Raw genomic sequence first — 16,510 nt, 5'->3', positions numbered from 1 at the left:
GTTTTTTATGGTGGTGGTATTTTGTTGTGCAATGCTGCTTCTATTCCTTGTAAGCGCTTATCTACTTCTGTCAATTGCGATAGCAATTGTAAACGCTCTTTTTCCCGGGCGTTTACGATGTCACGGTCATGCTCTTCTTGCAGTACGTTGATAATCACGCCAATCATCATGTTGAGAAATACAAAAGCGGATAGAAAGATAAAACTTAGATAGTAGGTCCAGCTTAGGGGATAGATTTCCATTGTTTCATACATGACATCCGTCCAGTCTTCAAATGTAGAAACCCGAAATAAGGTTAGCATGGAGCGCCCAACATTGCCCCACAAATATTCATTAACGTCGGCAAAAAATAAATTTCCAGCAGCACCATAAATATAAAAAATAACAAACATCATCAGCGCCACATAGGCCATGCGCGGTACCGCCAGTAGTAGTGCGTTAACCAGCAAGCGTAGTTGAGGGACAAAATAAATCAGACGCATCATACGAAATAGCCGTAATAATCGCGCTAACAAAGCGTATTCACTTTCATCCACTGGTATCAAACTTGCGGTGACAATGAGAAAATCAAAAATATTCCAACCTTTACTAAAAAAGCTGCGCCAGCTGCCTGCTGCCAAAAAGCGAACTACCAATTCTGCTAAAAAATACAGGGTTACCAGCCAGTCCAATATTTTTAATATGGATACTATCAGTGGTGCCATATCGTAACTTTTAACGCCAACACTCATTGACGACAAAACGATGACGCTGATGGTAAACCACTCAAATGATTTGTTGCTACGCAATTGCCTTGTGCGGGCGCGCCAACGTCTAAACATTTTTTTCATTAAAAATAAAGAGGTGAAAATTCATTATTTTATTAGTTGCTGCAAATGAGGTAGCAACTGTGCGACAAAATAATATATTGCGTTAGCCATATATTTTGTGTGGTAGCCAAGTGGCAGCGGCGGGGAAAAACCATAGTGCTAATAATACTAAAATTTGTAGTGCAACAAAAGGTATTGCGCCGCGATAAATTGTTCCCGTGGAAACACTTTCGGGTACTACGCCGCGTAAATAAAACAGAGCAAAGCCAAATGGTGGGGTAAGAAATGATGTTTGCAAATTGACTGCAATCATCACTCCTAGCCAGATTGGATCCATGCCCAATTGAATCAGTACTGGCGCGACAATCGGCACGACCACAAAAATAATTTCTAAAAAATCCAGAAAAAAACCTAAAACAAACATCAACAACATAACCGTGAAAAAAGCCGTTATCACACCGCCGGGCAATGATTTTAGTGCTTCAGTAACGACGTCGTCGCCGCCAAAACCGCGAAATACCAAAGAAAAAATGCTGGCACCAATAAGAATGACAAATACCATGCAAGTAATGCGTGTTGTCTGTGTCATCGCGTCGCGCCATAACTCGGGCGTCATGCTTTTTTTGAAAAAAGCTAGTAACATAGCACCGCCAGCACCGACCGCTGCCGCCTCAGTTGGCGTGGCAATGCCGGCGAGGATGGAACCGAGTACGGCAAAAATCAGTAATATTGGTGATACCAGTGCTTGCCACACGCTAGTAGTAGTTGTTGCTGGATCTTCTTTTTGCACTGCCGGAGTCCAGTCTGGTTTTATCAGTGATATGGCGATAATATAGGCAATATAAATAACAACCAAAAACAGTCCAGGTAGTAGAGCACCAAAAAACAAGTCTCCAACAGACACAGTATCTGGAGAAAAATTACCCATAGACAGTTGTGCTTTTTGATTGGCATTACTGATGACGTCACCTAAAATTACCAGCACGATAGATGGCGGAATAATCTGTCCTAAGGTGCCGGAGGCGGTGATAACTCCACAAGCCAGTGCCGGATGATAATGATGACGTAACATTACCGGCAAAGAAATCAACCCCATAGTTACCACCGTCGCTCCAACAATGCCGGTAGAAGCTGCCAAAATAGCGCCTACTAGGCAGACCGAGATTGCTAACCCACCACGCATTTTGCCAAATAGCCGTCCCATAGCTATTAGTAGTCCCTCTGAAATTTTTCCGCGCTCTAGCAGCAATCCCATAAATACAAATAACGGTACGGCAATCAGCGTTTCATTGGTCATGATGCCGTACAGTCGGGATGGGGTTGCTCCTAAATAAGAAGTGTCAAAATCGCCCAACAAATGACCTATGCCGGCAACCATAAGTGCACCACCGGCCAATGCAAAAGCGACCGGAAAACCGCTGAACAGGCACACACCTACCACCGCTAATAGCAGTGCAATATACAGTTCCATGTGTTTTTAATCCGTATTTGCTATTGTGGGCGGAAAAATAATCAATAACGCTTTGGCTGCTATAGCAGCTCCTTGTAGCAACAGTAGGGCGGCCATTATCGGAATGCAAGTTTTGAGTAAAAATACTGCAGGTAATCCATCTCCTTCCATTGAATGCTCAAACACCGACCACGAATCACGCACATAGGGTACTGCATAGAAGATAGTGACAATACAAGTGGGTGTCAACATAAATAATACCCCACATAAATTAACCCACGCCTTATTTTTTTTTGATAACCCAATATAAAAAACATCCATGCGCACATGTTCATCATGCCGTAACGTATAAGCAGCAGCAAGAGTGAACAATATAGCATGCATATAGGTAACTGTTTCTTGTAGCCATACCCAGCCAATACGAAACACGGTGGCGCAAATAATAATGACTAATGTTATCGTCACCATAACAGGCAAAAAATATGATAATGCGCGACCAAGGTATTCATTAAAAGCATCTGCAGCACCAGCAAAGCGATTTAATAAGATACGCATGAAACAAGTATAACTGTCAATAACCACACGGCATTAAATAAGTGCCGTGTGGTAAATAGCATTTTTTTACAAATTGCGTGCTTGAGAATATGGCGTTTCGGACAAATCCGTCCAGCCCGCTACTTTTTTACGAAAGTCGGTAAAAGCAGAATAGACTTTCTGACTTGCGGTATCTTTCTCCGCAACACTGTTCACGACTTCTTCGCTCGTTGTTTTGAGCGCTTTCATTACTTCATCGGGAAATCGCTTGAGTATCACGCCATGTTCTGAAATCAAGGTATCTAAAGCAGATCCGTTTCGGGCAACGAATTCACTTAGCATGTCCATGTTGGCTGCTTGCGCCGCTGTTGCAACCACATGCTGTAAGTGTTTCGGTAGTGCATCATAAGCTTGCTTGTTAACAAAAGTTTCTAGTGCTGTGCCGGGCTCATGCCAACCTGGGTAATAATAATATTTGGCTGCTTTGTACAAACCAAATGCCATATCATTGTACGGTCCCACCCATTCGGTGGCATCAATTGCTCCTGATTGTAGAGAGGTAAATATCTCTCCTCCGGGCAATGCCTTCGGGGTGGCACCGAGAGCGCCAATGACTTCTCCGCCGAGGCCAGGCATCCGCATTTTGAGACCTTTCATATCATCCAAGGAATTAATTTCGCGGTTGAACCAGCCCCCCATTTGTACACCGGTATTACCGGCCAAAAAAGGTTTCAAATTAAAGGAAGCATAAAGCTCATCCCACAATTCTTGGCCACCACCATAGTAAATCCAAGCATTCATTTCTTGAGCGGTGAGACCAAAAGGTACAGCGGCAAAAAATTGCGTTGCTGGTGATTTGCCTTTCCAATAATATGCCGCTCCGTGTCCCATTTCGACGGTGCCTTTTGAGACGGCATCAAAAGACTCAAAAGCCGGCACAATTTCGCCGGCACCATATACGGTGACTTCCAACTCGCCATCTGACATATCAGTAATATATTTTGCTAATTTATTAGCACCAATGCCTAACCCTGGGAAATCTTTAGGCCATGTTGTCGCCATTCGCCATGAATATTTTTTGCGTACTGCCGGCGCAGGAGATTGTTCTTTTTCTTCTTCTTTCTTGCCGCATGCTGCTGCCAATGCGGCACTTCCCGTTACTAAACCGGCGGTAATAAATTTTCTGCGTTGCATGGATTCTCCTCTGTAAGAAATTGAATAAACAAAATTAGGCGATATTTTTCCGCTTTTTAAGTTGCAATTTATTATACATGTAAAGCTTTTTGACGCGTACAATAGCGATGAATAATGGAGCGAAACGCTAAATCTCTATGGTTACTATTTGCTCAAACGGTGGCAGTGTTGACCGCTGCTACGCTGGTGTGGCAAACTTTTTGGCGCGTTCCCGTAGCTTCATATGCCGACAAATTATCGCGAGCGTTACCTTCAGTGGTAGGTATTTACGGTCGTCACCATGCCGATTTGCCCTCAAGCGGTACCAGTGTCGGTGCTGGCGTTATTGTTGGAGCAGAGCATGTACTTACTAATTACCATCTCATTGCTAACATGGCTGTGGTGGAAGTGGACGTCAATGGTGATAAACGAATGGCAGAAGTAGTGGGTTTAGCTCCTGAAATTGATATTGCTTTGTTGCGCGCTCCGGGCGCCAAACAATTACCAGTCATTGAATTCGCTGATGATTCCAATTTGCAGCAAGGCGACGTAGTGTTTGCCATTGGCAATCCTTTTGGGCTCAACCGTTCGGTATCCATGGGTATCATTAGCGCTGTCGGAAGAAGCCAGTTAGGACTTATTAATCAGGAAGACTTTATTCAAACTGACGCCGCCATCAACCCTGGTAGTTCTGGTGGTGCTCTAATCAATGCCAGCGGGGAGCTAATCGGTATCAGTAGTGCTCTCTTTGCTCGTCATCCCGAAGCCACGCCGCAAGGCATTGGTTTTGCCGTGCGGGCAAATGTAGTGCGACGTTCATTACAAGATTTTCTGCCACAATCAAAAACACCGGCAGACAATCCCTTGGGCGCAGAATTGCGCCCGTTGTCAGAGCGGTTACAAGAGGATATTTTGGATTTCACTCCAGCTAGCCAGCCGGTTATGTTAGTGTCGCGGGTGTGGAGCGGTACGCCAGCGGAAAAATTAGGATTGTTACCCGGTGATATCGTACTAGAAGTTAATGGCGACGTGCCGCAGGCGGTGTCTGACACAGGCGTCTTGCCGTTGTCGCTACGCAATATTATGGTATTGCGTGCTGGTGAAGAGCGTTTTTTACGCTTGCCTGCGCCATACTGAGTGTCTGCTGACTATTGGTTACAGTTATTGCGTCGGTCGTTTGATGCCGCCGTTTCATCAGCTAATCCGGCGATAATTATTCCCTCCCACTTGCCGCCACCGCCGACAGGAAAATTAATTATTGTTGGTGCTGGCAAAGCCGCTGCCGGTATGGCACAAGCAGTTGAGGCGCATTATTCACCATCCGTTTCTCTTAGCGGAGCGATAATTATTCCGCATGGCACACCAGCGCCGCAATTTGCGCGCATTGATATTCTCAGAGGCGCTCATCCATTACCTGATAACGCCAGCGCTCAATCAACACAACGCCTCATTCATGAAATAACGCAAGCGAGCGCGGACGATTTTGTGTTGGCGCTTGTCAGTGGTGGTGGTTCTAGCTTATTAGGGGCGCCGTTGGACGGTTTATCCTTGAAAGACAGTAGGCACGTTATTTACCAATTACTGCAGGCTGGCGCCGACGTGCGTGATATTAATATTGTTCGTCGCCATTTGTCGGTGGCACTGGGAGGGAGATTGGCTGCCATGTGTCGTGCGCCGATATTGGCGCTTATTATTTCAGACGTTGTCGGTGATGCACCGGCAGATATTGCTTCCGGCCCTTTTTCTGGTGATATATCTACCTGTGCTGACGCTCTTGCGGTATTGAGTGCTCACAATGTTGATTGCCCGCCGACGCTGGTAACAATGTTTGCTGATGGAACGGCGGAAACACCCACTGGTCATTTTATTTATGTGGAAAACCGGATTATCGCCGGTGCCGAACAAGCACTGGCAGCAGGTGCGGAAACTCTTCGGCGCGGTGGCGTGCAGACTGTTATTAATTGGGGAGAACATGCTGGTGACGCTCATGAATTAGCGATGACACATAAGCAAAAATTACTTGCAGTGCAAAGCGAGCCGCATCCAATAGCACTCATCAGCGGCGGTGAGGCAACGGTGAATGTTATCGGTGGTGGTAGAGGTGGGCGTAATACCGAATTTGCACTTTCGTTGTGGAGAGAGAATGTAGCAACCCACGTGCTCTCCTGTGATACTGACGGTATAGATGGTCAGCAAACGGCGGCGGGGGCAATGTTTGGTCCGCAGGAGCAGCGTAGGGCAGTAGAAATGAAATTGTTAGCAGAAGGTTATTTGGCTGATAATAATTCAGGTGATTTTTTTGCTCGGTTGGACACACTAATTAATACTGGTCCAACCGGTGTTAACGTCAATGATTATCGAGTATGCTTATTAATTTAGCAAGCCGTAAGAGCAGCGAGTCTTATATAAGTCAACATTATTTTTCTTCCGCCACGAAGGGAGTAAGCGGCGGCTGTGGAATGATACCAAGTTCTATTATTTTTTTCTCAGCCGGATACCAATGAGGGCTAAAATAATCGTAAATATAGTCATTAGGTGGAGTTACTTGTTGCGGGTCATTATTACGATATATATATATTCCGCGATAAGAGCTGATAAGATGAAACCCCGATATATCAGCATAACTATCTAAAATCACATGACTAAAAGCTTGTTGTAATGACATTTCAGCTGCTTGGAATAATTTTTGATGTTGGGAATAAATTTCAAAAAAGACAGGAGCTTTATGGTGGAAATAATAATATCCTCCCGGCGCTAACATGTTGTAGTTGAAATTTCCTAATCTTGTCCAATAGACGGAGCGAACATCATTTTCCGGCTGACGCGAAAGGCGGCGGTTTGTTTCTATAAAGGGCGATTTTTTAAACAGAAGACCATTGGAAATATGTGGCATGCCGATAATGAAAATTGCTGATATTAAAAAAACGCTACTGATAACAATCACCCTTAATCGTTTTTTGGAGGCTATATCAGCTAGCAGTATTAGAAAAAAAGGTGACGCTAAAAAAATGTAACTTTCTGTAAGAGAAATTTGATGTACATGAGGCAACACTACAGCGATAATAAGTGCTATCAAAATTTTGTGTCTTCGCCAAAAAAAGCAACCAATAGCAAAAACAAGAGGGAATAGCAAGAAACTATTTTTTGTCAAGTGTTTTAGATAAAGAAACGGATCACCGTCTATCTGTAATCTGACTTGTGCTACTTCGTTCGGTGCTAAAACGTAAACGCGAAAATAATTGATCATGGATAACCATGGACTACCGAGAAAAATGGCATCCACTGCTCCCCAAAGCAATAAAGCTACGATACCGCCGATAATAAAGTTGCGTTGAGCTCTGGCGGTTGAAAAAGACAGTAGTAAGATAAAGGCTAACAAGGCGGCGGGTGGTGCATAGGGAACACGTACGGCGACCGCTAACCCGATTAGCAGTCCCGTTGTTGCAGCCCGCAGCCAATTTGCATTGCTCGAGAAAAATATCAATGCTGCAAAAAGCAGATAAGTGGCGTACAGTTCGGGCAGAGTGCGTGTGGAAAAGTACAAAAATTCATGCCAAATAATGCCCGTAAACAATGCCAACCGTGCTGTCTGTTCGCTGTACAAACGACGGGAAATAATATACATTCCTGCTGGCAATATGAGGGAGCATAAGATATTAAAAATTTTGATTACTGGGATATAAAAGTCAGGATGCTCAAAACCTGTCGCTTTTAATAATTGAAGAATAGCAGCGGCGGGAAGGTAGATAAGTGGTGTCCGCATCCCAAGCCTTTGCTCCCACATAACATGACCAGAGCCAAAAACTAGGCGATGTGCTTGCTCCAAATATTGAAATACCTCATCTGCGCGATAAACATCGTCGTTACTAATGAAAAGCAGGCGTAATCCAAAAGCGGCAATAAGACACAGCCAAAAACTGCGCCACAAGGGTTCGTCTGCCGCTTGATTATGGTTTGGTAGGCGCAACGCTGACATTATATTTCCGATAGATTGACCCCAAGAATTAATATTTTTCACTTTTTACGTTTCCTGCGGGAGAAATAGATAGTTTTGTTGGTCAGATTTACATAGATGGTGTCGAATATAGTCAAAATTTAAGACGTGCAATGCTGATTCTCCCAATTTATTTCTTTTCATAAAATATTATACTGTCTATTGCTACTATTTCTGAAAGCATTGCTGGTGTGCAATTTTTTTGTAACGATGAGCACTTGAACTAAACCAATTCTGCCGCTAGTTTGACGGCGTGTTTGCTATTATTTATCTACAAAAAATTAATTCAGCACGTGCAAACATCGTTATACGCGGTATGTATTCCTTTACAATACGGTGGCTTATTATTTCTAATCGAGGAGAGCGAATGAAAGGTCAAAATTACATTGCTGGTGAGTGGTTGAATTCGACGGAGACGATTGAAAACCGCAATCCGTCCGACACCTCCGATATTATTGGGCATTATGCGCAGGCAAATACCGAGCAATTATGTCAAGCGGTTGCCGCAGCCCGGAAAGCACAGCCGCAGTGGGCAGAGACAGGGCTAGAAAAACGACAGGCCGTACTCAATGCCATTGGTGTGGAATTGATGAGTCGTGCCGCTGAATTGGGCGAGCTGTTATCACGTGAGGAGGGTAAGCCGCGTAACGAGGGTGTTGGCGAAGTATTTCGTGCCGGACAGTTTTTTTCTTATTATGCCGCCGAAGTGTTGCGGCAATTAGGTGAGAACGCTAATTCGGTGCGCCCCAACATTGAAATTGACGTGCGCCGTGAGCCAGTAGGAATTGTTGCCGTTATCTCCCCGTGGAATTTTCCACTAGCTACGGCTTGCTGGAAAATTGCGCCAGCACTGGCTTTTGGTAATGCCGTAGTGTGGAAACCAGCAAACCTAACGCCTGCCGTCGCTGTTGAGTTTGCTGCGATTATTGCCAAACAGGATATCCCGCTTGGTGTTTTTAATTTAACAATGGGTGGCGGCACTGTCATTGGGCGCGCGCTAGCCCAGCATCCAGATATAGACGCTATTTCGTTTACTGGATCGTTGGAAACAGGGAAGATTATCGCTCAAGATGCAGCACGCAATCTAACCAAATTACAAATGGAAATGGGCTCCAAAAATCCGCTAGTAGTAATGGATGATGCTGATATGAATATTGCTGTTAGCTGTGCTACCGCTGGTGCCTATGGAGGTACTGGACAAAAATGCACTGCCTCGTCGCGTTTGATTGTTCACAGCAAGGTGCACGATGAATTTGTGGAAAAGATGGCCATTGCCGCCACCAATCTTAAAGTTGGACATGCTTTAGAGAAGGACACTCAAATTGGCCCGGCGGTGAGCGAGACACAGTTGCTGGCAAATTTGGATTATCTGCAGTTAGCGCAGAAGGAAGGTGCGCAGCATATTTTCGGTGGTGAACAGTTGACGTTGGAAACAGATGGGTATTATCTGTCGCCGGCACTGTTTACCGGTAGCAATAACCTTATGCGCATTAACCGCGAGGAAATGTTTGCGCCTATCGCTTGCGTCATTGCCGTCGATTCTTATGAAGAGGCGTTGGCAGCAGCGAATGATACTGAATATGGGTTAATTGCCGGTATTATTACTCGTTCATTATCTCGTGCTACCCATTTTCGTCAGCACAGCAAAACGGGTTGTGTGACGGTCAATTTGCCTACGGCAGGGACCGACTATCATGTGCCTTTTGGCGGTAGGAAAAAATCATCTTACGGTGCGCGTGAACAGGGACGCATTGCTGCCGAGTTTTATACCGCAGTTAAAACTGCTTATACATACGCCGGCCTGCCGGATTAAAGGCGTGAACAAGCCAACACGTATAGATTGCCTGCAATATTGCAATTGGAGCCGCGCGCGTTTTGAAGAAATGCGTGCCGGCGGTTTAGACGCAGTGCATGTAACTATTTGTTATCACGAAAATTTTCGTGAAACCGTTGCTAATATTACGCACTGGAATGATTGGTTTGCGCATCATAGAGATTTGATTTTTCATGGCCGCTGTGCCGACGATGTGCGTGCGGCACAGGAGAGCGGTCGCACGGCGATTTTTTTCGGTTTTCAAAATTGCGCACCCATTGAAGACGATATTCGTCTAGTGGAAATATGCCATAGTTTGGGCGCATGTTTTATGCAATTAACATATAACAATCAATCATTGCTTGCCGGTGGCTGTTATGAACCACACGACAGCGGAATTACGCGCATGGGGCGGCAGGTTATTTCCGAAATGAATCGGTTAGGCATGGTGATAGATATGTCGCATTCAGGTGAACGCTCCACTTTGGAAGCAATTGAATTATCTTCCCGTCCGATTGCTGTGACTCACGCCAATCCTTCCTTTTGGCGTTTGGCGGCACGTAGCAAATCAGATACGATATTGCTGGAATTGGCAAAATCAGGCGGTATGTTGGGCTTGAGTTTGTATCCACACCACCTTAAAGACGGCAGCCAATGTACATTGAAGAGTTTTTGTGAAATGGTAGCTCGTACTGCCGAAATTATGGGTGCCGACAATATTGGAATTGGCTCTGATTTGTGTCGTGGTCAGCCTGATTTAGTGGTGGCGTGGATGCGTACGGGGCGTTGGAGCAAGGACATGGATGTAAGCGGTGGCGTTTTTCCACCACAGCCACCGTGGTTTGAATCTGCCGCCGACTTTGGTAATTTGGACGACGGATTGCGGCAAGTTGGATTTAATCAACAAGAAGTAGATAACGTGTTAGGCGAGAACTGGCAGCGATTTTTTGTGCGTAGTTTTGTTGCGGCAAATAACGTGTGACAGAGAACACATTAAGTCTGCGACCACCGCAAGAGATTATGTGTCTTCAGGTGCTGGGGGCACTTAGTCAGACGCGACTGAGTTTTATGCGTGCTTTATTGCGGGATATTAATAACTGGCATTTTTCGCGTCCTGTGTGGGAAATTAATGCCGCTGGAGTTGGTCATGCGGTTTATGAAGCGAGAGGACTGCAGCATGTATATTCGCTGGTGGTATTCAGCCATAATTTATCTGCGCAGCAACGATCCGATCGCGTTATCGCCGAAGCATGGGACGCTACCTTTACGCTTTTTGACGGCGTGCCAACAAAGGATGACTTGCAACGATTGAGGACGCAAGTGCCACTGCAAGAAGCGGGGCGCAACGATTGTCGACAATTTGTGCTATCGCGTGCCAATCGTAGCGTACGGTTGTTTGAGAGCGTGGTGGATGCACTTGCTGCTGGGCAACAACCGGACGAAAAACACCTGCAAGCAGTGGGCTATTTAATGCGCACAACTGCTGTTTATGGTAATGGTAAATTCGGTATTGCTGACCGTGCGCGAGTTGCGGAGCGTATTGAATTTGCGGCGCCGTTTCGTGTCGAAATGTTGGCCGTGTGGCTGTTTCGTGCTTTCCCCGTTGATTTGGTGGAGCATATGGCGCTGGCGCGTTCACCGCAGGCTGTGCGTTTGTCAATAGCAGCTCGGCGACAGCTTGGAATTGGAAATTCAACTGGGTTGGGCATGGCGCCATTTTTAATTTCACATCCGGTATTGTTGCATCACTGGATTCTCGCCAGAGAAACGGCGCTGGCACGCGTGCGTGCGATATCGGTGGCAACGCCACAAACGCGTGCGTGTTTTGTTGATGTATTAAAACGAGCTCGTCGTGATGTTGCGTTATGGACAGTAGATGATGGGCAGCACAAAATTACTCCTTTGGCGGCGGATTTACATCGTATTGATCAGCCATTAATGAAAGGTCTGCTGCATTGCCAACGACCGTGGGATTTACTGTATCGTTGGGCGGATGATCATATGCAAACGGAAGGGCGCGAAATGCTAGTGTCATTGATATTGGAGCCGCATGGCGAGCTGGTGGATGATTTGACCGGTGATATGGCCTATGATGAGGCACAGACGTTTGTTATTAACGGAAAAACGACGGTGACAGAAACGCTGGCGCGACTGCAGCTGCAGTACGATTGGATATGGCGATGTGATTTTTCCGACAAAGATGAAAGTGCTCGTTTTTGGTACACGTCAGAAGAAAAAATGGAACCTCGGCTGGGTGAGCGATTTTCTGAACCGGGTGCGGGACAAGAACTACCGCTGGCAATCATGCGTGACATGCAGTCATTTTGGTGCGATTTGAAAGTAACGGATGGTAGTTCAACATTAGCAAGTTTTTTACTTGCGTATCCGCAGCATCGTCATGTAGCGCGGAGAGAACAAATTGTCGCACGCTTTCCTTACGGTGAAATTCAAGACAATTTAATTAGTGCGACTATGCGGCCGTTGGATTTATTGCGCTGTAAGTTGTCGTTTTTTGGTGCGACGTGCTTTAGCCCGCGTTCAGACCGCTGGTTGCGCGTAAATATGTACGCGGGCGCGCCATATCCGCACGAAATAAACTCACTGCCGTCTGATGGTTGGGTGTGGTCAGCGGCATAGTGATTTATTCGCTTAATGAAATTGAAACACTAGCGCGTAAGGCAGCACGTGGTGCTGGGCTACCGTGGGGAATAGCTGAAGAAACTGGCGTTGCCGCCCGCTGGCTAGCAGCACGGCAGCTACCGGTATCGCTGATGACAGTGCTGCAAAATCGTGACATGTTTGCATCAACGACGGAAATGGAAAGAGCCATTAATGAATCCGAATTTTGTGCAAGTCCTTTATGTCCGCTTATGGCTGGCATTTTTCTTTGTGATAGGCAACCGGTATGTGACGGACTGATTATTAATAATCTCGCGCAGCCATTATGGCTAGCGTTTTTTTTCTCTACCAGTAGAAATTGGACAGCATTGCGCTGGTCAGGTACAACCTTGGTTGTTGGGCGTGGACAACTGTATTTGTCTGAACAAGATCAAATTAGTGCTGCCGTCGCAGATGTGACATTTTCCAAAGAAAAGCCAACCGGTGTGCCAGTGTCCGTTGCGAATTATGGCTGTGAGCAAGATGAAAAAGAATGGTGCGCACTAGAATCATTAGCCGCTAATTGTTATGTTCCCGCCAGCAATGAGTCTCGCCGAGGCGCAGGAGAATAAGTAGTTGATGCGGGTTATCCGCAAAATGCTGAAATCTCAAGCATGTTTTTATCGGTTAAATAGATTACGGTTATAACGCAAAAGCAGTATTGGGAAATAAGAATTTGCATCATTACAAGCTGATGTTTTTATTTGAAAATGAGAAATTGAAAAATACGTTACGAATCTGTATGTTATTATCATAGTCATGTTTAGAAAAATGCTCATCGCTAACCGAGGGGAAATTGCTGTACGAGTAGTGCGTGCGTGTGCTGAAATGGGTATTCGTTCCATGGCGATTTATTCCGATGCAGACAAAAATGCTTTGCACGTTAAAAAAGCGGATGAAGCGTATCGTATCAGTGCGCACCCACTTAACGGCTATTTGAACGCTGACAAAATCACTTCTCTTGCTGCCGCATTGGGTTGCGATGCTGTGCATCCGGGATACGGTTTTTTATCTGAGAGTCCGTTGTTGCCGCGTTATTGTGCACGTCACGGCATAAAATTTGTTGGTCCCTCAGCGCAGTCTATTGAACGTATGGGTGATAAGGTTGCTGCTCGAGCTTTGGCTGAGACAGCCGGAGTACCAGTTGTTCCTGGCAGCAAAGGCGCATTGGTCAACGTAAATGAAGCCGTCAAGCTAGCCGAGCGGATTGGCTATCCAGTCATGCTCAAAGCAGTCGGCGGTGGTGGTGGGAGAGGGATTCGCCGTTGTGATAATAGTGATGAAGTCCGACATTCATTTGATCGTGCTTCATCTGAAGCTAGAAAAGCGTTTGGTCGTGCTGACGTGTTTATGGAAAAATGTGTTGTCAATCCGCGTCATATTGAAGTGCAAATTATTGCCGACGGTAGCGGTAACATTGTTCACTTGTTTGAGCGTGACTGTTCCATTCAACGGCGCAATCAAAAATTGATAGAAATTGCGCCATCGCCTCAGCTTACCGAAAAGGAGCGAGAGGAAGTTTGTTCTTATGCAATTCAACTTGCACTTTCTGCCGATTATCAAAACGCCGGTACTGTAGAGTTTTTACTGGACGAAGACAGGCGTTTTTATTTTATGGAAATGAATACTCGCTTGCAGGTGGAACACACGGTTACTGAACAAATTACCGGTTTAGATATCGTACAAGAACAAATTCGCGTTGCTGCTGGTGAACCGTTATCGGTGCGGCAGAAAGACATTCATCACCGCGGCTATGCCATGCAATTTCGCATTAACGCCGAAGATCCACGTAACGATTTCATCCCCAGTTTTGGCCGCATTACTCGCTATTATGCACCAGGCGGCCCGGGTGTGCGTACCGACGGTGCTATATATACCGGGTACGTAATTCCTCCCTATTACGATTCCATGTGCGCTAAGCTTACCGTTTGGGCATTGTCGTGGGAAGCACTTGTTGCTCGTGGTCAGCGGGCGCTTGCTGACATCGTGATGACTGGTATCAAAACGACGATTCCATATTATCAGCAAATACTTAAACACAATGATTTTCGCCGCGGTGATTTTGATACTGGATTTGTTGCAGCGCATCCAGAATTGGCCAATGTTGCTCCGTTGCGGCGCACTGAAGACGAGGCGCTGGCGATAGCGGCAGCACTGGTTTGTCACGCTGGTATGTGAAGAGAGGGGCTTATGAAACAAAAAAGAAAGATTGGTATTACAGAATTAGTGCTTCGTGATGGTCATCAATCGTTGCTCGCCACACGCATGCGCACCGAAGACATGTTGCCAATATGCAATCGCTTGGACAAGTCCGGGTTTTGGTCATTGGAAGTGTGGGGTGGTGCCACTTTTGATGCCTGTATCCGCTTTTTACGTGAAGATCCGTGGGTGCGATTGCGCAAGTTACGTCGGGCGTTACCTAATACGCAATTGCAAATGTTATTGCGCGGACAAAATTTGCTAGGATACCGGCACTATGCTGATGATGTCGTCGCTGGCTTTGTTGAGCGTGCCGCTGCCAACGGTATGGACGTATTTCGCGTATTTGACGCGCTTAATGATTTTCGCAATATGCGTGCTGCCATTGATGCGGTAAAAAAGGTAGAAAAACACGCGCAGGGAACAATTTCTTATACGACTAGTCCGCTGCATTCTATTGATGTATTGGCTAAGCTTGCCGATGATTTTACTAATGCTGGCTGTGACAGCATTGCGATTAAAGACATGGCGGGTATTATGACACCTACCGCAGCCGCTGCGCTGGTCACCGCCATCAAGGCTCGCACTGCGTTGCCAGTACACGTGCATGCACACGCTACGTCTGGATTGGCAGCCGCCAGTCTGCTTGCCGCTGTCAACGCTGGTGCTAGTATCGTGGACACCGTTATTTCCTCATTTGCCGAAGGTGCCAGCCATCCTGCAACCGAGTCCATTGCCACTGCTCTTGAGGATGCTAATTTTACGCACGGAGTAGACGCAAACTTATTGGATGATATTGCCTTGTATTTTCGCCGTGTGCGCGGAAAATACTGGCAATTTGAAAGTCCCTTTACCGGAGTGGATTCGCGGGTGCTAAAACATCACGTGCCAGGCGGTATGATTTCCAATTTGACAAATCAACTGAGAGAACAAAACGCGTTAGATAAAATAGACGAGGTATTAGAAGAAATTCCGCGAGTACGACATGATTTAGGGTACCCGCCACTGGTCACTCCATCATCGCAAATTGTTGGCGCACAAGCAGTGCTTAATGTGGTGTTGGGCGAGCGCTACAAAATGGTTTCCAATGAAGTTAAGAATTATTTACTGGGGCAGTACGGGCGCATTCCGGGCGAAGTGAATGCCGAACTATATGCTAAAGCGGTGGGCGATGATGATACGGCGATTACTTGCCGTCCGGCTGATTTGCTTGAGAACGGCGAGCTGGAGCGACTACGCAGCGATATTGGTCAAGTGGCTAAAAGCGATGAAGACGTGTTGACTTATGCGATGTTTCCCGAATTGGCCAAAACGTTTTTGCAAGAGCGCGCGGCGAATGCACTTGTACCAGAAGCATTATTGCCGCACCCGGAAACAAAAAAGGAACCTGAACCTGCGAATGCGCCCAGCGAATTTAATTTAACCGTACACGGTGAAACCTACCACATTCGCGTTACTGGTGCCGGCCATAAGGGTTCTCGCGAGCGTCCATTTTATATGACTTTGGATGGTGTGCCGACAGAAATCATGTTAGAAACGTTGGAAGAAATTCACGCTACTGCTAATGAGTCAGTAACTCCAGTGACGCGTGCCGGCGGTCGGCCTCGTCCCAGTGCGCCAGGGCATGTGGCAACGGCTATGCCGGGAACAGTACTGGAATTGCTGGTTAAATTAGGGGATGCCGTGAAAGTTGGCACACCTTTGCTGATTATGGAAGCGATGAAGATGGAAAACGAAATTCAGGCGGCTGTCAGTGGTCAAGTAACTGCGATTTTGGTGCAAAAAGGTGATGCCGTTACACCCGACGAAATATTGATGGAAATTGGTGAGTAAAATTTAGCTGCAGGAATTGTTCCACTGCTTTTTTGCGGTATTTTAGA

Annotated in this window: 13 protein-coding genes; 8 read left to right on the top strand and 5 right to left on the bottom strand. The window is 46.1% G+C overall.

The annotated features are described in order from the left end of the window. Nucleotides 1-5 precede the first annotated feature (5 nt). The 4 genes from NQX30_06030 to dctP form a co-directional block, all read right to left on the bottom strand. Nucleotides 6-821, bottom strand: coding sequence for an ion transporter (locus NQX30_06030; protein MDM5147925.1), 816 nt, complete (start codon nt 819-821; stop codon nt 6-8). 91 nt (nt 822-912) lie between these two features. Next, nucleotides 913-2,280, bottom strand: coding sequence for a TRAP transporter large permease subunit (locus tag NQX30_06025; protein MDM5147924.1), 1,368 nt, complete (start codon nt 2,278-2,280; stop codon nt 913-915). 6 nt (nt 2,281-2,286) lie between these two features. Continuing rightward, complete coding sequence (locus NQX30_06020) at nt 2,287-2,814, bottom strand: TRAP transporter small permease subunit (protein ID MDM5147923.1); 528 nt, start codon at nt 2,812-2,814, stop codon at nt 2,287-2,289. Between the two features lie 66 nt (nt 2,815-2,880). Then, the gene (gene dctP, locus NQX30_06015; protein ID MDM5147922.1) at nt 2,881-3,987 is read right to left on the bottom strand and encodes a TRAP transporter substrate-binding protein DctP; all 1,107 of its coding nucleotides are present in this window, start codon (nt 3,985-3,987) and stop codon (nt 2,881-2,883) included. 114 nt (nt 3,988-4,101) lie between these two features. Here dctP and NQX30_06010 point away from each other — a divergent pair, with 114 nt between their 5' ends. After that, the gene (locus NQX30_06010) at nt 4,102-5,103 is read left to right on the top strand and encodes a trypsin-like peptidase domain-containing protein (protein ID MDM5147921.1); all 1,002 of its coding nucleotides are present in this window, start codon (nt 4,102-4,104) and stop codon (nt 5,101-5,103) included. Next, nucleotides 5,104-6,345 (top strand): DUF4147 domain-containing protein, encoded by a 1,242-nt coding sequence (locus NQX30_06005; protein MDM5147920.1) that lies wholly within the window; start codon nt 5,104-5,106, stop codon nt 6,343-6,345. It begins immediately after the preceding gene. 37 nt (nt 6,346-6,382) lie between these two features. Here NQX30_06005 and NQX30_06000 read toward each other — a convergent pair whose 3' ends face one another. After that, the gene (locus tag NQX30_06000) at nt 6,383-7,942 is read right to left on the bottom strand and encodes a hypothetical protein (GenBank protein ID MDM5147919.1); all 1,560 of its coding nucleotides are present in this window, start codon (nt 7,940-7,942) and stop codon (nt 6,383-6,385) included. Nucleotides 7,943-8,327: 385 nt separating this feature from the next. On the opposite strand from NQX30_06000, the gene NQX30_05995 reads away from it, so the two are divergent. The 6 genes from NQX30_05995 (at nt 8,328) to oadA (ending at nt 16,463) form a co-directional block, all read left to right on the top strand. After that, a complete protein-coding gene (locus NQX30_05995; protein ID MDM5147918.1) occupies nt 8,328-9,773 on the top strand; it encodes an aldehyde dehydrogenase family protein in 1,446 nt (481 codons plus the stop codon). A 4-nt stretch (nt 9,774-9,777) separates the two neighbouring features. Next, nucleotides 9,778-10,755: a dipeptidase gene (locus NQX30_05990; GenBank protein MDM5147917.1), complete on the top strand. Its 978-nt coding sequence runs from the start codon at nt 9,778-9,780 to the stop codon at nt 10,753-10,755. 38 nt (nt 10,756-10,793) lie between these two features. Further along, a complete protein-coding gene (locus NQX30_05985; GenBank protein ID MDM5147916.1) occupies nt 10,794-12,410 on the top strand; it encodes a hypothetical protein in 1,617 nt (538 codons plus the stop codon). Then, nucleotides 12,410-13,003, top strand: coding sequence for a DUF3726 domain-containing protein (locus NQX30_05980; protein ID MDM5147915.1), 594 nt, complete (start codon nt 12,410-12,412; stop codon nt 13,001-13,003). Before NQX30_05985 ends, NQX30_05980 begins: the two co-directional genes overlap by 1 nt. Nucleotides 13,004-13,190: 187 nt before the next feature. After that, nucleotides 13,191-14,609 carry an acetyl-CoA carboxylase biotin carboxylase subunit gene (locus NQX30_05975; GenBank protein ID MDM5147914.1) on the top strand — a complete coding sequence of 473 codons (1,419 nt, stop codon included), beginning with the start codon at nt 13,191-13,193 and terminating at the stop codon, nt 14,607-14,609. A gap of 12 nt (nt 14,610-14,621) precedes the next feature. After that, entirely contained in the window at nt 14,622-16,463 is a 1,842-nt protein-coding gene (gene oadA, locus NQX30_05970) for a sodium-extruding oxaloacetate decarboxylase subunit alpha (protein ID MDM5147913.1), read from the top strand. The last annotated feature ends 47 nt before the right edge of the window (nt 16,464-16,510 follow it).

It is taken from the genome of Candidatus Persebacteraceae bacterium Df01, from assembly GCA_030386295.1.
Lineage (GTDB): Bacteria > Pseudomonadota > Gammaproteobacteria > Tethybacterales > Persebacteraceae > Doriopsillibacter > Doriopsillibacter californiensis.
The sequence above is the reverse complement of the archived record's forward strand: the minus strand, read 5'-3'. Positions and strand labels throughout refer to the sequence as shown.